Here is a 23,345-nt window from a genome sequence, read left to right on the forward strand (position 1 = left end):
CTCAGTATTTACAAATGAGAGGCATATGAAACTAGTAAAATTAAAAAAGCTTCCGTGAGGAAGCTGAGTAGTTACAATAGTTTTATAATACGAAACATAGTTTAGTTGAACGAATTATATATCGGCTTTGAAGGAATACTAGTAGCGACTTATATCCCTGTCTCAGAGAACTGATGGTTGGTGCGAATCAGTACATATACAAGCGTGAATTACAATTCTGGAGCTTCTTTCCCGTAGTGCACATAATGCATGAAGAGAAAGACGGATCTTTCCGTTATCTTAAAGTGAGTGGTAAACAATTTTTCTGTTTACAATTAGGGTGGTACCGCGATTTTTATCGTCCCTATCGGATTTTCCGATAGGGGCTTTTTTGCGTCCTTCCCTTTTGCACAATTTCATATATACGCGTTGAAAGAATCGCAGTAATATCTTATATCCCTGTTACAGAGAGCTAATGGTCGGTGGAAATTAGCACATATATAAATATGAATTACAATTCTGGAGCTTCTTTTTCGTAGTGCTTGTACGCATGAAGGAAAAGACGGAGTTTTTCCGTTATCATTAATTGAGATTTAAGTATTTTTTCACTTACAAATAGGGTGGTACCGCGATTCTTTCGCCCCTATCGGATTTTCCGATAGGGGCTTTTTCTATTTCTCACAGAAACAAATGTTAAATAATTCCGAATCTTATGATAAAATTTTATAAGCGCTTACAATTTTGAAAGGTGGTGGTTTCAGCTATACCCAACCAATATTCAATTTTATAGAAAACAAGGAGGATGTCTAAATGACAAAGAAAACAGAAATTCCATCGCATTTAAAACCATTCGTATCCACGCAGCATTATGATCAATATACACCGGTGAATCACGCTGTTTGGCGTTACATTATGAGACAAAATCATAGTTTCTTAAAAGACGTTGCTCATCCAGCCTATGTGAACGGACTACAATCATCTGGTATAAATATAGATGCAATTCCAAAGGTAGAAGAAATGAATGACTGTTTAGCACCAAGCGGATGGGGAGCTGTAACAATTGATGGACTTATTCCCGGCGTAGCATTCTTTGATTTCCAAGGACACGGATTACTACCAATCGCAACAGATATTCGCAAAGTAGAAAATATCGAGTATACACCAGCTCCAGATATCGTACACGAAGCAGCAGGACACGCACCTATTTTACTGGATCCTACATATGCGAAGTATGTGAAACGCTTTGGACAAATTGGTGCGAAAGCTTTCTCCACAAAAGAAGAACATGATGCTTTTGAAGCTGTTCGTACATTAACAATCGTAAAAGAAAGCCCTACTTCTACTCCTGACGAAGTTGCCGCTGCTGAAAATACTGTAATTGAAAAACAAAAATTAGTTTCTGGTTTATCAGAAGCTGAACAAATTTCACGTCTTTTCTGGTGGACAGTAGAATATGGGTTAATCGGAAATATAGATGCTCCAAAAATATATGGTGCTGGTCTCCTTTCTTCTGTTGGCGAAAGCAAACATTGCTTAACGGACGCTGTAGAAAAGGTTCCATTCTCTATCGAGGCATGTACAGGTACAACTTATGACGTAACAAAAATGCAACCACAACTATTTGTTTGTGAATCATTTGAAGAGCTGACTGAAGCACTTGAGACATTTGCTGAAACGATGGCCTTTAAAACAGGTGGAAAGGAAGGTTTAGAAAAAGCGATTCGCTCTGAAAACTATGCAACTGCTGAACTAACTAGTGGATTACAGATTACAGGTACATTCAGCGAGACAATTGAAAACGATGCAGGTAAAGTGATTTACATGCGAACAAATTCACCAACTGCATTAGCAATTCATAATAAACAACTAGCGAATCATTCTACATCTATACACAGTGACGGCTTTGGAACACCAATTGGATTACTCACTGAAAATATTGCATTAGAAAATTGTACAGATGAACAACTACAATCATTAGGAATTACAATTGGAAATATTGCTGAGTTTACTTTTGCAAGTGGTATTCATGTAAAAGGAAAAGTAACAGATATTATAAAAAACGATAAGAAAATTGCTCTTATTTCCTTTATCGATTGCACAGTTACTTATAACGCCCGCGTATTATTTGATGCTTCATGGGGCGCATTTGATATGGCTGTTGGCTCACAAATCATTTCAGTATTCCCAGGAGCAGCAGATGCAGCATCATTTTTCCCAATTGATGAAGAAACAGAGGAAACTCCAGCACCTCTTGCATTAACTGAGCTGGATCGTATGTATCAAACAGTTCGTGATATTCGAGGTGGAGGTATTTTACACGACGCACATGTCGATCAATTAGTAGCAATTCAAGAGGTATTAAATAAATTTTATCTGAAAGAATGGCTGCTTCGCCTTGAAATATTAGAATTACTTTTAGAGCATAACAAAGGACACGAAACATCAGCAGCATTATTACAACAACTTTCTACTTTCACAACTGACGAAGCTGTAACACGCCTTATTAACAATGGTCTTGCACTACTGCATGTAAAGGATGTGAAAAATGATGCTACGATTAACTGAAGAAGAAGTTCAAGGGGAATTATTAAAGGTGGATAAATGGATGATAAAAGATGAAAAATGGATTGAACGAAAATATATGTTTTCCGACTACTTAAAAGGAGTCGAATTTGTCTCTGAAGCCGCCAAACTATCAGAAGAACGTAATCACCATCCATTTATCCTTATCCAGTATAAAGCAGTCATTATTACTTTGTCATCTTGGAATGCAAAAGGTTTAACGAAACTAGATTTTGAGCTTGCAAAGCAGTTTAATGAACTATTTTTACAAAACGAAAAAGCAATTATAAGAAAGTAAAAAAAGAGAAGCCTTTTTTAGGCTTCTCCTTTAATTTTGAAATGGATACAATGTCCAAATGGATCTTGGGCTTGTAATATTCCATCTTTGTACGTAGCAATCTTGCCAATATTTTTTAAGCTTTCACATACTTGCTCTTTTTGTTTTTCATCTGCTAGTACAATTGTGAAATATTTCAAGCCAACAGAATTTGGCATTTGCGGCGGTATTCCTTCACCTTGCCACGTATTTAAACCGATATGGTGATGATAGCCACCTGCCGATACGAACAACGCGCCATTACGAGCTGGGATTGTTACTTCAAAACCAAGACCATCCACATAGAAACGTTTCGCTTCTTCCAAATCAGCTACATGGAAATGAATATGCCCCATCACAGTACCAGCTGGAAAACCATTCCACGCAATTCCTTGCTGCAATAATTCTTCACCAGCTAACGGGTTACTAACAAATGGTAGTTCTCCATTCTCATCACGCCAAACTTCTTTTTGGCGATCATGATAAATTTCAATCCCGTTTCCATCTGGATCAGCTAAATAGAGGGCCTCACTAAAGTAATGGTCGGCTCCGCCGTGCAGTGGATATACCATTTCTACAAGATGACGAAGAATATTCGCTAAATCCTGTCTACGTGGTAGTAAAATTGCGTAATGATATAACCCCGTTCTCCCTCTTTGCTTTGGTAAAGCTTCTGTCTTTTCTTCAATGATAAGGAGTGGTTCGTTATTTTCATTCCCAAATGTAACGACCATTTCATCTTCTTTTAGTACTTTCATACTTAGTACTTCTGTATAAAACTCTAGTGATTTCTTTATATTTGATACATATAAATGAACAACATCAAGTGTTGTATCGGGATGAAGTTGAAAACTCATCTTGTTAGCCCCCCATTTAATTTAGTTCTTCTTTGACATTTTCTCTTTTAAGAAATTATCTACAAAACCGTCTGCTTTCGCAACAAATAAGTACGCACCCATTGCTAACAATGCAAGTTCTAATTCGAAGCCAGGATTTTTTCCATCCCCTAATAAACCAGCTGACCATTTTACTTTTACAATTGCTCCAACCATTACAAGTGCAAATAATAATCCAATATATCTTACACCTAAACCTAGAATTAACAATATACCACCAACTACTTCCGCTGTTGCTACACCGTATGCAAGACCTCCTGGTAAACCAATGCTTGTAAACCACCCTGCAATATTGTCAATCCCCGATTGGAATTTTGTTAAACCGTGCATAAAGAATGTTACCCCTAACACGATACGAATAATTAAGTTACCGATATGTTGATTCATTTCATTCTCTCCTTTATAGTTTTCTTATACAAAACCTTTATTTACATTACAAAACATACACTAATTTTTTTTATTCGTCAATTCATTTTCACTGGGAAAAAATATATTTTTTTTGCTATGATACAAATAGTTGTTTACAAAAAGGAGCTTGATTTTATGAATATTGGTTCTGCAATACGTGAAATTCGTCAACGTAGAGGCATAACAATCGCACAAATTTGTGAGGGAACAGGTCTTTCTAAAGGATTTATGAGTCAGGTTGAAAATAATAAAACATCACCATCTATCTCAACTTTAGAAACAATCTCCAATTTTTTAAACGTTCCCCTTCCCTATTTATTATTAGAACAAAAAGATCGGTTGAAAGTTGTCAAAAAGGTAGAGCGTAAATACAGTGTATACGGAAAAGATGAACAAAGAATTGAACATGTTGCAGAGCAAGGTGGCCTCCGCCTAAACCTCGTGGAAATTCCTGCTGGGTTTCCGAAAGAAAATATACCAAATGCCCATGAAGGGGAAGAATGTCACCTTGTATTACGCGGAAAACTAGAAGTTCAACATGGAGAAGATATTGCAATAGTAGAAGAAGGTGATTCTTTCTCCTGGAATGCATGTGTTCCTCATATCGTTCGTAATATAGGGGAAGAAACTGCATTATTACTCATCTCTAGTCATGCAGAAAATCGAAAACGTGTTTATTAAATAAAAAAGAAGCCTGTAAATCAGGCTTCTTTTTTATCCCCTTATAACGCCATAACTTGTTCCAACTAGTACAGTCTTTTCATGTTGATTGCGATAAACTGACTCGATTGAAACCTTTTTATATCCTTCCATCTGTTCAATATTTGTTAAAGTTAATTCACAAGTGATCGTATCTCCTGTAAAAACCGGTCTAATAAACTCACTTACTAATTCTCTTGCTATGTAATGTAATTCTTCTCCTACTTTCGTTCCAATACTAGCAGTTAATAAACCATGAACCATTAAACGTCCTTTTTCATCATATTCCATATGATGCCTACCTTTATCTCCTGTAATATTTGCAAATTCAAAAACCTCTTCCTCAGTAAATCTTCTTTCGTATTTAAATACATCCCCAACTTTTACATTCATTTTTATCCCCCGTTTAATAAACAGAATTTTCTTTTATTTTATCATAAAATGAGTCTCAGTTCAGTTTATATTATTAAATAGCATCCTTTTTCTACACTATCTTACTTTTATCGGTGCCCATCTTTTTTTGCTACTTGATACCCGTAGTACGCACATGTTCCATTTCTCGATAATTCTCTCACCTCAAAACCACAACTTCTATAAAAATCAAAATTACTCGCAGATGTATGTGCAAACCAGTCTCCATGTGGCAACTTTTGCAAACAAAGAGCGACAAGTTTCTTACCTAATCCCTTCCCTCTATATTCACATTTCACAACTAAATTTACTATGTTCGCGATCATGATTCCATCAGAAATGACTCTAACCATCGCAATCATCTCTTCTTCATCCCAAATTGTGAATGCCCATGTTGAATTTTCAAATGCTATCGTGAATTTTTCAATTTGCCAAGAAGGGATATCATCATTACTCCAACCAGCATCTTCGAATAAAGTTTTAATTGCATATGCTGGCACACCATTCGTTCCCTCACGAATAATAAGGCCATTATGATAAATATACATGTAATCCCCCCTTTATTTTTATATACCATTCTTCAAAAGATGCAATTTACCTTTTTTCATCCAACGCGTTTAATGGAATAAACAAGAACGTCCATCCCATGAAATGAAGTTGTTTTCTCATAACTAAGCCCTGTTTTTCTAGCAACAAAGATTGAGGCGGGGTGATCCGGATTAATAAGAGAAATTAATTTATTCATTCGTAACGCTTGGAAACCATAGTCTCGAAATGCTGCCGCTGCTTCTTTCGCATACCCTTTTCCCCAATACTGAGGTAATAACCAATAACCAATTTCAATTTCTTCTTTTCCATCTATCTGCTGCTTTACTAACCCTGCATGACCAATTCGTATTCCCGTTTCCTTTTCAATCAATACAAATAAACCAAGACCGTTTTTATAGCTAGGAATCACCCACTCCTCCAAACTTTTTTTACATTGCATATATGTTTTTAACGTCCCATTTCCAATATAGCGCATTACCTTCTCATTTCCCCATAGCGAAGCATAGAACTGCAAATCATCCATTGTATATTTGCGAATTTGTAAACGATCTGTATGAAACATCTCTGCACTCCTTCCCACGAATTTGTACTTACCTACACGATCATGTTTTGTATGTATACTAAAATGTTACTATCTATTATAAATGAACCAAGAATAAAATACAGAATATTCAATCCCTCAAGAATCTAAAAAAGGCAGTAGACAAATATTGTCTACTGCATCCATATCATAACTAGCATAAAGAAAACTACAATTGAGGGGGGTGTAGGATTTTCAAATATACTAGATACTTATCCCGTTCTAACGGGCGGTAAACTTTTCAATTATATGAAAGTGAAAAGTTTACCGCACATAAGAACCTTTGCGGTCATTAAGAGATCACCGTTAAGTACTCAAATACACGCTGTGCTTGTTCTCCACCCATTCGTGCATGTTGAAGAAGGGAAATACCATGTGGACCCGATGCACGCAATGCCTCTGGTTGTGCTACTAAAATAGCTTGTACAACTTCTAATTCTCCAAGCATCGCGGCCGCGAAAATGTCCATTCGAGCACCCTTTTCTAGTAAATAGAGAGCAATATCTTTACGACCTACATGTGCCGCCGCTCCTAACGCACTTTCCCAATCTGATCCGCCCCAATTGTAAGAGGCATGAAGTAAGCTTGGCGATTCAGCCAACAGTTCTTGTACTTTTTCTAAATCTCCGTGAGCTGCCATAACAAATTCTCTTACTAACTCAGTGGTAATACATTCTTCTGTTCGCATCTTGCTCCTCCTTTTTTAGAAATTCGTTTTGGTGTGAAAAATGGCTTGTCACCTCCTTGAAAAATATCTACCTCTATGCCGAACACACGTTGAAACATTTCATGACATAACACTTCTTCTGGTATACCGTCATACTGAAGCTGCCCTCGCTTTAATACGAGTAAACGATCACTATATTGAGCCGCTTGGTTAATATCATGTAAAACCATTACAATTGTCATGCCAAACTCCTCGTTTAACCGTTTCACAAGTTCCATTACTTCCAACTGATGAACGATATCTAAAAAGGTTGTTGGCTCATCTAATAATAAGACATTTGTACGTTGTGCTAGCGTCATTGCAATCCAGGCACGTTGTCTTTCTCCTCCTGATAAAGATTGCAAAAGGCGATATTCGTACCCTTCAAGATTTGTAACAGACAATGCCCAATCAACAATTTTTTCATCGTCTTTATTTAAGCGACCTCTCCATGATTTATGAGGTCCTCTTCCAAATTCGATTAATTCTTTCACTGTTAAATCTAATTGATGATCATGCATTTGTGGTAACATCGCTAATTGCTTCGCTACATCGGCACTTTTCATCGTATGAATACTTTTTCCATCTAAAATGATATCCCCTTCGCTTTGTTTAAGTAGTCTTGCCATTAAACGAAGCAAAGTAGATTTCCCCGATCCATTTGGCCCAATTAAACTAACGACCTCTCCAGCTTTAATATGTACATTCATATTTTGCATTTGAAACCTTTCAGAATGTGCATAAAACACTTTGTTAACGGAAATCACTCTGTTTCCCTCCTCTATAAATTAAATATAAGAAGAACGGACCGCCTAAGAAGGATAATAAAATACCAACAGGCAATTCAATTGGATCGAACCAACTTCGAGCTATCGCATCCGCGAAAACAAGTAATATACCTCCGCCAAGGCATGATAATGGCAGTAAATATTTATAGTCATTTCCAACTAATAAACGTAACATATGTGGTACAACAAGACCGACAAATCCAATAAGACCAGAAACACTAACTGCAATTCCAGCTAATAGTGTACTTACTACTATTAAATAAAACCGGCTTTTCTCCACGTTATGACCTAATAATTTCGCCATTTCATCTCCAAGCATTAATACTCGAATATGTTTTATACCAAAGAAGGCTAATATAATAGCGAATATTGCATAATAAATAATCATGTTTAAATGTGCCCAACTTACACCACCAATGCCACCTGCTAACCAGGGTAACACCGATTGTACTTTGTCACTATGTAATAACATTAACGCTGACGTCGCTGCACCAATTAATGCATTTATTGATACACCTACTAAGACAATCCTTGAAGGCGGCGCCCCTTTTTGCCATGATAAAGCATAAATGACCATCGCCGTTATGAAAGCTCCTATAAACGCCCCGAGCGGTAAAAATGCCATATGCTGAGGGAATAAGATCATAATTACAATTGCTACAAGGCCTGCTCCAGATGAAACCCCGATAATACCAGGGTCTGCAAGAGGATTTCTCATAACCCCTTGCAGCAGTGCACCAGATGCTGCTAAACATGTTCCTACTATAAATCCAACGAGCACTCTCGGTATACGAAGGTCCCATACAATTCGATGAACCGTCGAACCTTCATCTTGTATCCCTGTTAGAATTTCTCGTAAAGAAAAGGATAGGCTTCCTGCGAAAAGACCGTAAAAAAGACCTAGAATCGTTAATACAACTAAAGTAACTGCTATTATCCATCTTTTTTTCGCAAAAGGATGTTCCTTTTCCCTTACTACTTCACTACTTTCCATACTTATCATTTCCTTACATCTTGTATACTTTTATACATAAAGTCCATTGCTTCTGTAACTTTTGTTCCAGGATTTGATCCAAATAAGTCTGGTGGCAAAATAACTACACGATTTTGTTTTACTGCATCTAAATTTTTCCACGCTTCATTTTTCATCATTTCGCCTTCAAATGCTTTTTTAACGCTATTTGGATCTCCATGTGTAATTAAATAAATCACATCTGGATTTGCCTCAATAATACGTTCTACACTTAGCTGCGCATATTGCGGATATTCCTTCATTTCCGGAAAATCAGCTGCAATATTTTTTCCGCCTGTTTTTTCTAAAATATTACCTGATAAAGATGTTGGTAATGCTGCTAAATAAGTACCTGGTGCTCCGTATACTAACAGTGCTTTCACATCACTCTTTTTCTCATATGTCTTCATTTGATCATTAATTTTTTGATTAAGTTCTTTTGCTTTATCTTCTTTCTTCATTATCGTTCCATATAGTTCAATATTCTTTTGAATATCTTGTACAGAATTCGCAGAAGAAATCATTACTTTCGTTCCTTGCCCTTCAACCGTTGGAACATTCTTTTGAAACCCATTGTTAGCAATAAGTACATCCGGTTTTAAACTAGCGATTTGTTCAAAATTCGGTTGATGTGCATTCCCGATTACTTGTACTTTCTTTACATCCTCTGGAAGAGTTATTTTTGCATCCGGACGACCTACTATTTTTCCACCTAAAGCATGAATAATATTCATGTCCCCCATACTTAATGTTGCAAAACTCTCTGGCACTTTATCGAATGTTACCTTTCTTCCTGATAGGTCGGTAACTTCGATTTTCTCTTTTCCTTTTTCTGTTTTTGTTGCAGATGCTTTTTCGTCTCCCTTTGCATTGCAACCTATTAACAAGAAAAAAATAGATAAAATCGCTGTGAATAGCGTAATAGATTTTTTCATTCTTTCACCTCTAACTGATAATGATAATCATTAACTACCATTCTACTTTAATTGATAAGGATTATCATTGTCAATATAAACCGCATACATTTTTTACAAAAACAAAAAGCACTACAAAAAGATTCGTTCTTTTCGTAGTGCTCTATTTCATAATATTACTCACATTCGTTTCCCTCTAACTGTTCTCGCATCACTTTCACACGCTGAAAGAAAAAGAATGATAAACTTAAAAATATAACGGTACTCCCCATCATAACAAAAGATTGTATTGCTTCTTTTGCTCCATTCGGAATCAATAAGCCAACCATTAACAATGTACTTACAGCGAGAAGGATTTGTCCGAACCGAGTATAATCTTCTATTTTTCCTTGTAATTCTTTCATTATATTCTCACTCCTCTATTTCACTGTATCATATTCTATTAAGCTTAAAGACCAGTAAATACAGCCATTCTGGGAGATGTTTTCCAAATGAAAAAGAGCCGCTTTATTGCGACTCTTTCATACCCATTACTCCCCTTTATATGCTTCCATATAAATTTCTTTCAACTCTGAAATGAGAGGTAATTTCGGATTAGCTGTTGTACATTGATCTTCAAAAGCTCTTTCTGCTAATAATCCAACAACCTCTTCAAATTGGTCTTTAGCAACTCCTTGTCCTGCAATACTCATATTTATATTTAAGCTTTTTCCAAGCTCAATAATTGCTTGGACGAGGGATTCCACACCTTCTGCTGTCGAGCCTGCTGGAAGCCCGAGCATTCTCGCAATATGTGCATAGCGTTCATCAGCCACAAAGTGCTCATATTTTGGGAACAATGCGTGTTTTCTTGGCTTAATAGCATTATAGCGAACTACGTGCGGCATAAGAATTGCATTCGCACGCCCATGCGGAATATGAAATTCCGGTCCAATTTTATGTGCTAAGCTGTGATTAATACCTAAGAAAGCATTTGCAAATGCCATCCCTGCGATTGCAGAAGCATTATGCATTTTTTCTCGTGCTTCTTCGTCATTTCCATCTTTAAATGCTCTTGGTAAATATTTAAATACGAGATCAATGGCCTTTAATGCTAATCCATCTGTATAGTCATTTGCTAGAACAGACACATACGCCTCGATTGCATGCGTTAATACGTCCATACCAGTGTCTGCTGTTACATGTGGTGGTACTGTCATTACAAACTGTGGATCAACAATTGCTACATCTGGTGTTAATTCATAATCCGCGAGCGGATACTTTATATTATTTTTCTTATCTGTAATAACCGCAAATGGTGTTACTTCTGATCCTGTTCCTGATGTTGTTGGAATGGCAACAAACTGCGCCTTACTACCTAATTCCGGATATTTACATGTACGTTTTCTTATATCTAAAAACTTCTGTTTAATTCCATAGAATGTTGTTTCTGGTTGCTCATAGAAAAGCCACATCCCTTTCGCTGCATCCATAGCTGAACCACCACCAAGTGCGATAATTACATCTGGCTTAAAACTTCTCATCATTTCCGCACCTTTAAACACAGTTTCATCTGATGGATCTGGCTCGACCTCAAAGAAAACTTCGACTTTTACATCATTTGCATGTTTACGTAAATAATGCGTAACCGTATCTACATATCCGTGCTCAACCATTCCTGGATCCGTTACAATAAATGCACGTGAAATGTTAGGCATATTTGCTAAATATGCTGTCGCATGTTTTTCAAAATAAATTTTTGGTGGTAATTTGAACCACTGCATATTCTTTTTTCTATTTGCCAACCTTTTTATATTTAATAAATGCGTCGCTGTTACGTTTTGAGAAACTGAGTTTTTCCCATACGAGCCACAACCGAGCGTAAGTGATGGAATAAATCCATTATATATATCACCGATTCCACCTTGTGATGAAGGGGCGTTTACAATAAGACGGCAAGCTTTCATACGTAATCCAAATTGTTTTTGTACTTCTTTATTTGTAGAATGAATGACTGCTGAATGTCCTAAACCACCAAGGTCTAACATGTCTTCGCAATATGTAAGTCCCTCTTCTAGTGAATTTGCTTTTACACAAGCTAATACTGGACTCAGTTTCTCACGAGATAGTGGATATGCTCCTCCGATACCTTGTATTTCAGCTACAAGCATTTTTGTATTTTCAGGCACAGTAATTCCAACTAATGCGGCGATGTACTGTGCTGATTTCCCTACAATATCACTATTTACTGCACATGTATTTTCATTAATAACAAGCTTTTCTAATTTTCTTCTCTCTTCTTCTGTTACAAAGTAACAATTGTTTGCAATCATTTCTTTTTTCACATCATCATAAATTTCCTTGTCTACAATGATTGCTTGTTCTGATGCACAAATCATACCGTTATCAAATGTTTTTGATAAAATTAAATCATTAACAGCTCGTTTTATATGCGCTGATTTCTCTATATAGCATGGTACATTACCAGGACCTACACCTAGCGCTGGTTTTCCAGTAGAATAAGCTGATTTCACCATACCTGCTCCTCCAGTTGCCAAAACAAGCGCAACACCTTCATGGTTCATTAATTGTTTCGTTGCTTCGACAGAAGGTCTTTCAATCCACTGAATACAATGTTTTGGTGCCCCGGCCTTCACCGCTGCATCATATACTGTTTTCGCCGCTGCAATGGAACAGTTTTGTGCTGAAGGATGAAATGCGAAAATAATTGGATTTCTCGTTTTCATCGCGATTAATGCTTTAAACATTGTTGTCGACGTTGGATTCGTTACAGGCGTTACCCCAGCTACTACACCGACAGGTTCCGCAATTTCTATTATTTCTTCATGAGGATCTTCGTGAATAATCCCTACTGTTTTATCTTTTTTTATGCTATGCCAAATATATTCAGTAGCAAAAATATTTTTAATACATTTATCTTCATATACACCACGACCTGTTTCTTCAACAGCCAACTTCGCAAGCGGCATATGTTGATCAACACCTGCTAATGCCATTTCATGAACAATGTTGTCAATTTGCTCTTGTGTAAAACTTTCTAATGCTTGTAAAGCCTTTCGACCGTTATTCACTAACGTATCAATCATCTCTTTTACTTCCTGCATTTCATTTACAACTTTCTCTTTGACTACCATGTAAATTCCTCCTATTCTGCTATCATGGACTAAATAAGACCCTATAGGTCATAATGAGTCCCGATTAGCGCAAAAAAAATAGAGTTGCTTTCCTACATGAACCTCATTGTTTGTGGAATATTTCACAAGTTTGTTCGTGAGTAACACTTCATGAACTTAATATACATGAAATGATTTCATTTGTGTATGTCTATTTTGTGAAGTTTTTCACAAAAAGATGTAATAAAAATGCACTGCCTATATGAGCAGTGCATTTTTACTATGCTAACGCTTGTGCTAGATCTTCAATTAAATCTTCACCGTCTTCAATACCGACAGAAATACGAATTAATGTATCTGTAATTCCTAGCTCTTTACGACGATCTGCTGGGATTGATGCATGTGTCATTTGAGATGGGATAGAAATTAAACTTTCTACTGCCCCTAAACTTTCAGCAAGTGTAAAGTATTGTAAGTTCTCTAGTACTTTATTTAATGTTTCTTCACTATCTACATCAAATGAGATAATAGCACCAAATCCATTTGCTTGTTCTGTCGCTAGTTCATGGTTTTGATGTGATGCAAGACCTGGGTAATATACTTTATTTACTTTTGGATGGTTATTTAAAAACTCAGCAATTGCACGTGAATTCGTTTCATGCTCTTCCATTCGAATTCCTAATGTTTTTAAACCACGAAGTAGTAAGAAGCTATCTTGTGGGCCAAGAATGCCTCCTGTTGAGTTTTGTACAAAGTGAAGGTCTTCTGCTAATTGCGGGCTATTTACAACTACTAGGCCTGCAACTACGTCACTATGGCCTCCTAAATATTTCGTTGCACTATGAAGTACAATGTCTGCTCCTAAAGTAATCGGCGACTGCCAATATGGCGTCATGAATGTGTTATCGATAATTGTTAATAAATCTTTCTCTTTAGCAAGAGTAGATATTTTCTTAATATCAGTAATTTTCAGTAATGGGTTCGTTGGTGTTTCCACATAAATCGCTTTCGTATTTGGACGAATCGCTTCTACAACTTCCTCTAGGTTTGTTGTATCTACAAATGTATGCTCAATGCCGAAGCGATTTAATACTTTCGTGATAACGCGGTACGTTCCACCATACACATCATCTGTTAAAATAACGTGGTCACCTTTTGAGAACAACATAATTGTAGCTGTAATAGCAGCCATTCCTGAACCAAATGCAAAACCAGCATGACCGTTTTCTAATACTGCAATCATTTCTTCTAAAGCTGCACGTGTTGGGTTGCCTGTACGTGAATATTCATATCCTTGATGCTTACCAACTGCTTCTTGTTTGTACGTACTTGTTTGATAAATCGGTACATTTACAGATCCAGTTGAAGGTTCTCCTATGCGAATACCATGAATTAACTTTGTCTTTGCTCTCATTTTTTATTCCCATCCTTTGTATATGTCTTTACTTAAATAGCGCTCACTACTATCAGGAAAAATCGTTACAATATTTGTACCTGGCGCCGCTTTCTCTGCTTCAAGTAAACTTGCATGAAATGCTGCTCCGGAAGAGCTCCCAACGAGCAGTCCTTCTTTTTGCGCTAATTCCTTCACTCGTAAAAATGCATTTCGATCAGAAATTGTATGAATTTCATCAAAATAAGATGTTTTCAAAAATGGCGGGATAAATTCAAGGCCAATCCCTTCTGTTTCATGCGAACCAGCTTTACCACCATTTAAAATAGATCCTTCTGGTTCGACAATAACCGTTTTTATATCTATATTTTTTTCTTTCAAATAAGATGCAGTCCCCATGAATGTACCACCAGTTCCTGCTCCTGCAACAAATATGTTAATCTCTCCGTTCAGTGCATCCCACAGTTCAGGACCTAGTGTTTTGAAATAAGCACGCGGGTTTGCTTCATTCGCAAACTGACTTGGAGAGTATGAATTCGGTATTTCATTTACTAATTCTTTTGCTTTTGCAATTGCGCCGGTCATTCCTTGCTCAGTCGGTGTATGCACGACCGTTGCGCCTAGTGCTTTCATTAATTCTTGTTTTTCAATACTAAATTTCTCTGGTACACAAACAATAACGCGTAAATCATGTTGTAACGCTGCAAGTGCCAGTCCAATACCAGTATTTCCAGCAGTTGGTTCAATAATTGTTCCACCCTGGGTAACAAGCCCTTTTTCTAGCGCATCTTCGATTAATTCTCTTCCTAAACGGTCCTTAACGCTTCCACCTGGGTTATAAAATTCAAGCTTTGCAAATAAACGGACCCCTTCTGGAAGTGAAAAACGAGTAATTTCTACAATTGGTGTATGACCAATCAACTCATGAACTCCACGATATACATTCATCGTGTTCTCCCCCTTATTTGCCAATAAAGAAAAGGCAACTGTATGTATTTTCTTTATATGAGACAGTTGCCTTTTTGTTACATTACTTTAACTCTTCTAGTACTTTTACGATAAAGTTTGTAGAATGAAGAGCTGCTTGATCTAAAAATTGATCAAATGAAACATTTGATTCTTTACCTGCAATATCAGAAAGCGCACGAATAATAACAAACGGAACTTCATATTGGTGGCATACTTGTGCAACAGCTGCTGCTTCCATTTCTACTGCATAAAGGTCTTCAAATTTATCACGAATTGCTGCAACGCGGTTCGGATCACTCATAAATGAATCACCTGTTGCAATCATACCTTTTACAACTTGAATATTTTCTTCTGCCTGCATACATTTCTCAGCTAATGTAACTAATGCTTCATCAGCCTTGAATCCAGGAGGCATTCCTGGTACTTGACCATACTCATAGTTAAATGCTGTTACATCTACGTCATGATGACGAACTTCTGTTGAAATAACTACATCTCCAACGTTTAGAGAATGATGGAAGCCACCAGCTGAACCAGTATTAATTACTTTTTCAGGCTTATATCTTTCTAATAAAATTGTCGTTGACATCGCTGCATTTACTTTACCAATACCAGACTTTAACAAGATTACTTCGTGTCCTGCTAATTGTCCTTTCGTAAATTCACAACCCGCAACCGTTTCTGTTTCTGCTTGTTCTAATTTGTCACGTAAAATACGTACTTCTTCTTCCATTGCTCCAATTACAGCAATTCTCAATCTAATCCCTCTTTCTATTGCTTAGTTGCCTCCATTACCCAAACGAAATGATTTAATCTCGTAAACGTTACATGGAAGCCATTGTTTTCAAAAATAGACTGCATGACTGGAATACGTGTATAGTATTCCGTTTGCAAATCGTTTGCTAACTGATGGAAACCTCTTTGTTTTGCTGTTTCAACAGTTTTATCATATGCATCTTGATCTGCAAATATCGTATCAGCAAACACTATTTTACCACCTTTGTTTAGCAATTGACTATACTTCGCAATCGCTACATTTTTTTCATCATCTGTTAAATGATGAAATGCGTAGGTGCTTACTATGGTATCAATTGAATTTGGGACTTCAAACGAAAGAAAATCACCTTCTGTAATGGACAATTCTTTTGGCAATTTCTCTTTTGCAATCATGCGCATTTCACGTGACGGTTCTATACCGTAAACTGTGCGTCCAGCAAACAATAATTTATTTGTTAAATTGCCAGTACCAACACCAAATTCTAATACATTACCAAATGACTTGTTAACTACATCCTCTAGAATGTCCTCATAATGGGCGAAAACTTCTTTATATTGTATATCTTCGCCTTGTACAAATGAGTCGTACGTATGAGCCCACTCATCAAATAAACCATTAAATTCTGTACCCATAAAAATTCCCCTTTTTCTTATCGGTTTTATCAGTATAATATGCCCTCTTTCTAAAAATGTCAATTGAAATGTACATGGTATTTCCTTCTTTTCTTTGTTACACTATAGTTGATTAAACAGGAGAGGGGCCGTCTTCATGTCATTTACCTTTGAAATGTTAGAAGATAAAGTAGAATTTTTTGAAGCGGGAGACTTAGCTTCTTTAGAACGAAAAATTAGTGAACAAATTGATAATAATAAAGCACTTATGCTTGAAGTTCATCACATCTCACATCAAATGGTTATGGATCCTGAAAGCAAAAGACCGTATTATAGCGCGGTTGTTCATTTTAAATTAAAAAAATTGCGTTAACAAAAAAGAGAAGCTCCTAAGGAGCCTCTCTTTTTTAGTTTAGAGTTTGAACAAGTACTGGTTTCCAGCCCTCATTCTCTACCCAATCAATATTTACATAATATTTTTTACCTGATTGTTTATCTTGTACGTTACCGTAAGCTTTATTTTTACCGTTATTTCCGATTCGATGAATAACTAATTGCTCTACTGGAACGTCAATTGCAGCTGAAATTGCTTGGTTCATCTCATTCCAATCTGCTGTACCTTTTTTAAACGTCATCGCAGGTGTTGCACCTTGCTCTGTACCTACTGGCTTCCAAGAAGACTTCGTATAAGCGTCAGTTGCCTTTGGCTGTGTTTTTTCAGCTGGTACTTTCTCGTTAGCTTTCGCTTCTTCTTCAGCTTTTTTCTGTTCTTCTTCAGCCTTTTGCTTCTCTTCTTCCTTATTCTTAGCCTCTGCCTTATCTTGCTCGTTCTTCTTCGTCTCTTCTTTGCCTTTAGCTTTCTCAGACTTATTCTCTTTTGTTGTTTGCTGAGCTACTTTTTTATCACTAGAAGACGCTTGTTCTTTTCTTTCAGGAACAAACAATTGATATGATACAATAGCTACTAATATTAATACAATTGCAATTGCAATATTTAAAACACCGTTTTGACGACGTTTTTGTTGTTTCTGTTGGAATCTAGATCCTCCTGCCATTCTTCAAACCTCCATGCAGTTTTTCATACTTGCTATTGTAACATTAAATCTAGAAAGGTTGAACATTTACAATAATATTTTCACGAAATGAAAACATTTCACTATGAATTGCAAGATTACTTTTCATTCTCTAATCGATAGATTGATTCTACGATAGCTTTGAAAATAGGTGTAACTTTATTTACATTGCTATTCGTTTCTATATCCACGACAACTAAAGCATATCTTGGATTTTCATATGGAAAATAACCTGCAAACCAACGATTCACTTTCATCCCTTTTCCTGTTTGCGCTGTCCCAGATTTTCCGGCAACACTTAGTGGTAACGACCTGAATGCTGCTCCTGTTCCTTTCTCCGTTGTTACAACGCCCCTTAATAACTCTTGTAATGTTTTCACCGTTTCATAGGAAAGCTGTTTTCCACCTAATGTATGGTCTTCAAATGTATAGAAGTCCGTTCCATTTTTATACATTATTTTTTCCACAGCTTTCACTTCCATCTTTTCTCCACCTCTAGCAATCGTCGCCATCATATTTGCAATCGCTAGAGGTGACATACGTACATCTTTCTGTCCAATTGCTGTTTGCGCTACTGCCTTTTTACTATTCTTATTTCCTTCACTACCCCAAATCGTAACCCCCTTCTCCTCTGGCATTTGCTCAAAATGAGTTGTATGAAATACAGAACCTTTCCATCCAACCTTACTAGCGGCTCCTAACGCTGCTACGTAAGTTTCTAACACCATCTTATCCTTTTGTATTAGCTCATTACCTAACTCTGAAAATGTCCTGTTACAGCTTCTAGCAAAGCTCTCTTTAAAACTAAGTGTACCCATCATAACTTGTGGGTGGTCTTCACCATATAAATCTTGATTACAATTAAATGTACGATTAAACACATTTTCATTTTGATCAATCACTGCCGCTGCAACTATTGTTTTAAAAACAGAACCAGGAAAATGTGGTGTCAACATTTGATTTTCAAGTGTAGTTGTATATAAACGCTCATCCTTCACCTGCACAGATGGTTTACTGACCATCGCTAAAATTTCATTTGTCTTTACATCAAGTAATACTAATCCCCCCTTCTTTATTTCGCTTGCTTCAACCACTTCTTCTGCTTTTTGCTGTAACCTGTTATGTAAAGTTGTTTGAATCGTCACTGGATAAAACGGATTTCCAGGTGCAGTATATTTCGCTTGTTTTCCAAAAATCGGTTCCCCTTGTCGGTCCACTTGATACAATACTTTTGCCTCTCCATCGGTCAAAAGAAATTCATCAAATGATTGCTGCAATCCTGAAATACCAATTGGCGTTTGCCTTGAAATTTTTCTTACTTCTCCGTATCGTTTTTGAAATTCTCGTTCATTCTCCCCCACATCGCCAATTAAATGATTCACCCTGCCAGTTTGCCGTAAACGAACTTCAGCTGCTACAATACCTAATACATTTAATTGATTTACCTTCTCCATCTGCTCTCGTGCCAAGCGAAATGGACCATTTCCCCTTTGCATGATAAATGCACTTTTCTTGTCTTTCATTTGACTTTCAATCTCTTGTCTCGACACACCAATGATATGCGCAATTTTCTCTAACATGTCATTTTTTATTTGTAGAAATGGAAAAACAATTAAAACAGGATACTTTTTCTCACCTATTCCCTTACCGTTCCGATCTATAAAATGGCCTCGTCCATCATCTACCGTAATGGACTGCGTCCGTTGTGTAACACTTTTTTCAATTAAATTTATCTTACGATCTGTAAATGATTCTGTATCTATAATTTGTATTTGAATTAAACGACAAAGTAAAATAAACATGATACATATAAAACAAATTAAAACAATTGTAATTCTCCGTTTTATTTTCATAAAAAAACACCTCGTCTATTATAGTTTGGACGGAGTGTTTCATCTTTTATACAAATAAAAAAATCACTCGCTTTTACACGAGTGATTTTTTATTATTTTACAGAGATAATCTCTACTTGCATTTCTCCACCTGGAGTTTGGATTGCTACCTTCTCACCAATTTGCTTACCTAATAAGCTTTTTGCAATTGGAGAATCGTTAGAAATTCTTCCTTCAAATGGATCTGCTTCTGCGCTACCTACGATTGTGTAAGATTCTTCATCTCCACCTGGTAACTCTTTAAATGTTACTGTTTTACCTAATGTAACAACTGTAGACTCTTCGCCGTTATCTGTGATGATAACTGCGTTACGAATCATGTTTTCTAATTGTGTAATACGTCCTTCTACGAACGCTTGCTCATCTTTCGCTGCATCATACTCAGAGTTCTCAGAAAGATCTCCGAAGCTACGTGCAATCTTAATTCGCTCTACAACCTCTTTACGTTTTACCGTTTTTAAATCTTCAAGTTCGTTCTCTAGCTTTTGCTTACCCTCTTGCGTCATAGGGTATGTTTTTTCTGTTGCCATATTTTCCACTCCTTTTATATACCAATCCCCCGAAAAAAAAGAGGAGTTCCATATGAAAACTCCCCCACTTATATGTATAGCGGAGGTTTCTAGCACGCCTGTACTAGCGGAGTTGTCACATACAACCCCGTATTCCCAATTCCTCTTTATATAAAGAAGATATGTATGGAAAGTTGATATAAATATGCCCTCACCTATATATAGATGAGGTTGCATGTTTCATTGTATTCGATAGGAAGGGAAAAAATCCCTTCCTATCGTATATCTTTTACTATGCTATTACAAATTTACTTTTTGTTCAAGAATTGTTGCAATTTTTGTCACCATAATATCAATTGCAACATGGTTTTGTCCACCTTCAGGGATAATAATATCCGCAAATTTCTTAGAAGGCTCAATAAATTGATTGTGCATTGGACGTACAACACTTACGTATTGATCAATAACTGAATCCATCGTACGGCCGCGTTCCTTAATATCACGCTGCATGCGGCGTAAAATACGAAGATCTGCATCTGTATCAACGAATAGCTTAATGTCCATTAACTCACAAAGACGTGGGTCTTCTAAAATAAGAATTCCTTCTAAAATGATTACATCTTTCGGCTCAACTGGAATAACTTCTTCTGAACGCGTATGCAATGTATAGTCATATACAGGCTTATCAATTTGCTCATATGCAAGTAACTGCTGCAAATGTTCAATTAACAGATCATTATCAAACGCAAGCGGATGATCATAATTTGTTTTTAAACGCTCTTCCATTGGTAAATGGCTTTGATCTTTGTAATAATAATCTTGCTCTAAGATTAAAATAGAATGACCTTTAAAATGGTCAAAAATCGCTTTCGTTACACTCGTTTTACCTGATCCCGAACCACCAGCAATTCCAATTACAACAGGCTTATTCGTCCCCATTCGACTATCAACTCTTTCTTATTGAAGTATGCTTTTGCGCATCATATTATTCACATACACTGGTTGATCCACTTTGAATTTCACGATTTGCAGCGGATGTCTCGCTGCATCTAATTCGTTTCCATCCTCATCCCAAATTTTCTCCACCGTCTGCGTAAAGTTTTCTATTTCTGGCCCAAAGAACTCCACTTCATGTCCTGGTTTGAAATGATTACGTTGCTCAATCGTTACGATGCCTGTTTCTTCATTATAATCTAACACTAAACCAGCGAAATCATACGTTGTTTTCTTACTATGATTTCCAAACATTTGCTCTTGATGTCCTGGAACCCCTTCAAAGAATGCGGGAGCTGTATCACGATTTGCACATTTATCAAGCTCATCTAACCATTCTTGTTTAAACTCAAAATTATCCGGATCCGCACAATACGCATCAATTACTTTACGGTATACCGTTGCTACAGTTGCTACGTAATGGATTGATTTCATACGTCCTTCAACTTTTAAGCTATCAATTCCAATTTCAATCATTTTGGGAATTGATAAAATTAAATTTAAGTCTTTTGGACTCATTGCAAAGTGAGCATCTTCTTCTTGGAATAGAGGAAGCTCTTTTGCATCTTTATGTTGTGATACTGTTTGAACTAAATCATAGTCCCAACGGCAAGATTGACAACAACCACCACGGTTAGAGTCACGTGCTGTCATATGGTTACTTAACGTACATCTGCCTGAATATGCGATACACATTGCACCATGGACGAACGCTTCAATTTCAATATCCACTTTTTCTTTAATTTCTTTCATTTCTTCATAGCTTGCTTCACGAGCTAATACAAGACGATGTAAACCTTCTTCTTTCCAATACTGTGCTGCTTTCCAGTTGGATAGTGATTGTTGTGTACTTAAATGCACTTCAACAGAAGGCGCTACACGTTTACAAGTCTCAATAATAAGCGGATCAGCAACGATAATTCCCGTTACGCCAGCTTTTTCAATCCCTTTTAAATATTCCTCTAGCCCGTCCATATTTTCATTATGTGCAAAGATATTTGTTGTTACATATATTTTTGCTCCATATTTCTTTGCAAATTCAACACCTTCTGCCATTTCTTCCAGTGTAAAGTTACCTGCATTCGAACGAAGACCAAATTCTTGTCCACCTAAATATACAGCATCTGCCCCATAATGGATAGCTACTTTTAATTTTTCTAAGTTACCCGCAGGGATTAACAGTTCAGGTTTCTTCACAATAACGCGTTTGCCATCGATTACTCGTGAAATTTCTTGTACAGTCATTTCCTACACCCTCCTCGTTTAGTAAACCGTCTCTTTAAAGAAGAATCCTGTATCTAACGGACGATTTACTGGTTGCATTTCTTCTATCTCTTTATATAAATCGTCTTTCACGTCATAATACGCATCACGATCTTCTACACATAAATCAATTGCTTTACGATATTTCTTCGTTACCTCAATAATGTATGCAGAGCTTTTTAGTACACCATCAACTTTTAAGCTAGCGACTTCAGCGTCAATTAGTTCTTCTAACTCATCGATGAAACAAATATCGTTTGGACTCATAATGTGAGTACCATTTTCATCTTCATAAATTGGATATTTATTGTTACGCTCTGGGTCATATAAGAACATATTCTCTTCATATTTTTTCTTTTCAATGTCAAGATTACGTCCTTGATACTCAAAGTAGTTTCCTACTAAGGAACGCTTCGATTGGAACATACAAGTCATACCGTGAATTTGTACTTCAAGTTCCACTTCAGCATTTTCTTTTAATTCAACAATTTCATCTAAGCTAAGCTCACGAGCTAATACAGCGCGTTTTGCTCCTCTTTGTCCCCAGTAGTTACAAGTAAACCAGTTTGTTGCTGTTGTTTCTGTATTCCAGTGCAATTGCATATTTGGCGCTACTTCTCGGACCGCCATTAATACTGCTGGGTCTCCGAAAACAATTGCATCTACACTTACTTCGTTTAAAAATGCAACATAATCTGTTAATTCGTCTACTTTATCATTGTGGAACATAGCGTTCATTGCTACGTATACTTTCACACCATTTTCATGCGCAATCTTCACAGCTTGTTTCACATCTTCACGTGAAAATTCCCCTGCTAAACGTAAACCGAACTTTTGCTCACCGATCATTACCGCATCTGCTCCTGCTTTCGCAAGAGGTTCGATATCCACTACTGCTTTTGGCGTTACTAACAATTCAGGTTTCTTCATA

Annotated in this window: 25 protein-coding genes and 2 other annotated features; of the genes, 4 read left to right on the forward strand and 21 right to left on the reverse strand. The window is 36.7% G+C overall.

Annotated elements, in window-relative coordinates; genetic code table 11:
• The first annotated feature begins 118 nt into the window (after positions 1–118).
• Positions 119–348: a binding site (T-box leader), on the forward strand.
• 51 nt (positions 349–399) lie between these two features.
• Positions 400–627, forward strand: a binding site (T-box leader).
• A gap of 162 nt (positions 628–789) precedes the next feature.
• Positions 790–2,544 (forward strand): aromatic amino acid hydroxylase, encoded by a 1,755-nt coding sequence (locus JDS99_RS24680; RefSeq protein WP_088064447.1) that lies wholly within the window; start codon positions 790–792, stop codon positions 2,542–2,544.
• The gene (locus JDS99_RS24685; protein WP_087985280.1) at positions 2,525–2,839 is read left to right on the forward strand and encodes a 4a-hydroxytetrahydrobiopterin dehydratase; all 315 of its coding nucleotides are present in this window, start codon (positions 2,525–2,527) and stop codon (positions 2,837–2,839) included. The genes JDS99_RS24680 and JDS99_RS24685 overlap by 20 nt, the downstream gene beginning before the upstream one ends.
• A gap of 17 nt (positions 2,840–2,856) precedes the next feature.
• On the opposite strand, the gene JDS99_RS24690 is transcribed toward JDS99_RS24685, so the two are convergent.
• Both JDS99_RS24690 and JDS99_RS24695 read right to left on the reverse strand, forming a co-directional pair.
• Entirely contained in the window at positions 2,857–3,714 is an 858-nt protein-coding gene (locus JDS99_RS24690; protein WP_199695867.1) for a VOC family protein, read from the reverse strand.
• 21 nt (positions 3,715–3,735) lie between these two features.
• Complete coding sequence (locus JDS99_RS24695; protein WP_001071550.1) at positions 3,736–4,140, reverse strand: DoxX family protein; 405 nt, start codon at positions 4,138–4,140, stop codon at positions 3,736–3,738.
• Between the two features lie 156 nt (positions 4,141–4,296).
• On the opposite strand from JDS99_RS24695, the gene JDS99_RS24700 reads away from it, so the two are divergent.
• Complete coding sequence (locus JDS99_RS24700; protein WP_001020697.1) at positions 4,297–4,842, forward strand: helix-turn-helix domain-containing protein; 546 nt, start codon at positions 4,297–4,299, stop codon at positions 4,840–4,842.
• 33 nt (positions 4,843–4,875) lie between these two features.
• Here JDS99_RS24700 and JDS99_RS24705 read toward each other — a convergent pair whose 3' ends face one another.
• The 13 genes from JDS99_RS24705 to JDS99_RS24765 all read right to left on the reverse strand — a co-directional run bounded on the left by JDS99_RS24705 (position 4,876) and on the right by JDS99_RS24765 (position 16,705).
• The gene (locus JDS99_RS24705; RefSeq protein WP_001101451.1) at positions 4,876–5,253 is read right to left on the reverse strand and encodes a hotdog family protein; all 378 of its coding nucleotides are present in this window, start codon (positions 5,251–5,253) and stop codon (positions 4,876–4,878) included.
• Between the two features lie 107 nt (positions 5,254–5,360).
• Complete coding sequence (locus tag JDS99_RS24710) at positions 5,361–5,819, reverse strand: GNAT family N-acetyltransferase (protein WP_087985282.1); 459 nt, start codon at positions 5,817–5,819, stop codon at positions 5,361–5,363.
• Between the two features lie 56 nt (positions 5,820–5,875).
• Positions 5,876–6,382 (reverse strand): GNAT family N-acetyltransferase, encoded by a 507-nt coding sequence (locus tag JDS99_RS24715; protein WP_000469127.1) that lies wholly within the window; start codon positions 6,380–6,382, stop codon positions 5,876–5,878.
• 310 nt (positions 6,383–6,692) lie between these two features.
• Entirely contained in the window at positions 6,693–7,088 is a 396-nt protein-coding gene (locus JDS99_RS24720) for an ankyrin repeat domain-containing protein (RefSeq protein ID WP_087985284.1), read from the reverse strand.
• Positions 7,055–7,873 carry an ATP-binding cassette domain-containing protein gene (locus JDS99_RS24725; protein WP_199695869.1) on the reverse strand — a complete coding sequence of 273 codons (819 nt, stop codon included), beginning with the start codon at positions 7,871–7,873 and terminating at the stop codon, positions 7,055–7,057. Before JDS99_RS24725 ends, JDS99_RS24720 begins: the two co-directional genes overlap by 34 nt.
• A complete protein-coding gene (locus JDS99_RS24730; RefSeq protein WP_199695871.1) occupies positions 7,860–8,888 on the reverse strand; it encodes a FecCD family ABC transporter permease in 1,029 nt (342 codons plus the stop codon). The genes JDS99_RS24725 and JDS99_RS24730 overlap by 14 nt, the downstream gene beginning before the upstream one ends.
• Positions 8,889–8,893: 5 nt before the next feature.
• The gene (locus JDS99_RS24735) at positions 8,894–9,841 is read right to left on the reverse strand and encodes an ABC transporter substrate-binding protein (protein WP_048541454.1); all 948 of its coding nucleotides are present in this window, start codon (positions 9,839–9,841) and stop codon (positions 8,894–8,896) included.
• A 155-nt stretch (positions 9,842–9,996) separates the two neighbouring features.
• Positions 9,997–10,224: a YrhC family protein gene (locus tag JDS99_RS24740; RefSeq protein ID WP_048541451.1), complete on the reverse strand. Its 228-nt coding sequence runs from the start codon at positions 10,222–10,224 to the stop codon at positions 9,997–9,999.
• A 126-nt stretch (positions 10,225–10,350) separates the two neighbouring features.
• Complete coding sequence (gene adhE / locus JDS99_RS24745) at positions 10,351–12,954, reverse strand: bifunctional acetaldehyde-CoA/alcohol dehydrogenase (protein WP_088064453.1); 2,604 nt, start codon at positions 12,952–12,954, stop codon at positions 10,351–10,353.
• 259 nt (positions 12,955–13,213) lie between these two features.
• A complete protein-coding gene (locus JDS99_RS24750; RefSeq protein WP_046956311.1) occupies positions 13,214–14,347 on the reverse strand; it encodes a bifunctional cystathionine gamma-lyase/homocysteine desulfhydrase in 1,134 nt (377 codons plus the stop codon).
• 3 nt (positions 14,348–14,350) lie between these two features.
• On the reverse strand, positions 14,351–15,274 hold the full coding sequence (locus JDS99_RS24755; protein ID WP_097906792.1) for an O-acetylserine dependent cystathionine beta-synthase: 924 nt from the start codon (positions 15,272–15,274) through the stop codon (positions 14,351–14,353).
• Between the two features lie 82 nt (positions 15,275–15,356).
• Entirely contained in the window at positions 15,357–16,052 is a 696-nt protein-coding gene (mtnN, locus tag JDS99_RS24760; RefSeq protein ID WP_048531328.1) for a 5'-methylthioadenosine/S-adenosylhomocysteine nucleosidase, read from the reverse strand.
• Positions 16,053–16,066: 14 nt separating this feature from the next.
• A complete protein-coding gene (locus JDS99_RS24765; protein WP_098133951.1) occupies positions 16,067–16,705 on the reverse strand; it encodes a class I SAM-dependent DNA methyltransferase in 639 nt (212 codons plus the stop codon).
• A gap of 136 nt (positions 16,706–16,841) precedes the next feature.
• Here JDS99_RS24765 and JDS99_RS24770 point away from each other — a divergent pair, with 136 nt between their 5' ends.
• Positions 16,842–17,057, forward strand: a complete 216-nt coding sequence (locus tag JDS99_RS24770; RefSeq protein WP_000010984.1) for a YrzA family protein — start codon at positions 16,842–16,844, stop codon at positions 17,055–17,057.
• A gap of 34 nt (positions 17,058–17,091) precedes the next feature.
• On the opposite strand, the gene JDS99_RS24775 is transcribed toward JDS99_RS24770, so the two are convergent.
• The 6 genes from JDS99_RS24775 to JDS99_RS24800 all read right to left on the reverse strand — a co-directional run bounded on the left by JDS99_RS24775 (position 17,092) and on the right by JDS99_RS24800 (position 23,344).
• Positions 17,092–17,739 (reverse strand): YrrS family protein, encoded by a 648-nt coding sequence (locus JDS99_RS24775; protein WP_060488236.1) that lies wholly within the window; start codon positions 17,737–17,739, stop codon positions 17,092–17,094.
• Between the two features lie 116 nt (positions 17,740–17,855).
• Positions 17,856–19,610, reverse strand: a complete 1,755-nt coding sequence (locus JDS99_RS24780; protein WP_199695872.1) for a peptidoglycan D,D-transpeptidase FtsI family protein — start codon at positions 19,608–19,610, stop codon at positions 17,856–17,858.
• A gap of 92 nt (positions 19,611–19,702) precedes the next feature.
• A complete protein-coding gene (gene greA, locus JDS99_RS24785) occupies positions 19,703–20,179 on the reverse strand; it encodes a transcription elongation factor GreA (protein WP_000179964.1) in 477 nt (158 codons plus the stop codon).
• A 279-nt stretch (positions 20,180–20,458) separates the two neighbouring features.
• Complete coding sequence (gene udk, locus JDS99_RS24790; protein WP_000537082.1) at positions 20,459–21,097, reverse strand: uridine kinase; 639 nt, start codon at positions 21,095–21,097, stop codon at positions 20,459–20,461.
• An 18-nt stretch (positions 21,098–21,115) separates the two neighbouring features.
• Positions 21,116–22,396 (reverse strand): peptidase U32 family protein, encoded by a 1,281-nt coding sequence (locus tag JDS99_RS24795; protein ID WP_000217969.1) that lies wholly within the window; start codon positions 22,394–22,396, stop codon positions 21,116–21,118.
• An 18-nt stretch (positions 22,397–22,414) separates the two neighbouring features.
• Positions 22,415–23,344, reverse strand: coding sequence for a peptidase U32 family protein (locus tag JDS99_RS24800; RefSeq protein ID WP_000742789.1), 930 nt, complete (start codon positions 23,342–23,344; stop codon positions 22,415–22,417).
• Position 23,345 lies beyond the last annotated feature (1 nt).

The organism is Bacillus cereus group sp. N6 (assembly GCF_016483705.1).
Classification (GTDB): Bacteria; Bacillota; Bacilli; order Bacillales; family Bacillaceae_G; genus Bacillus_A; species Bacillus_A wiedmannii.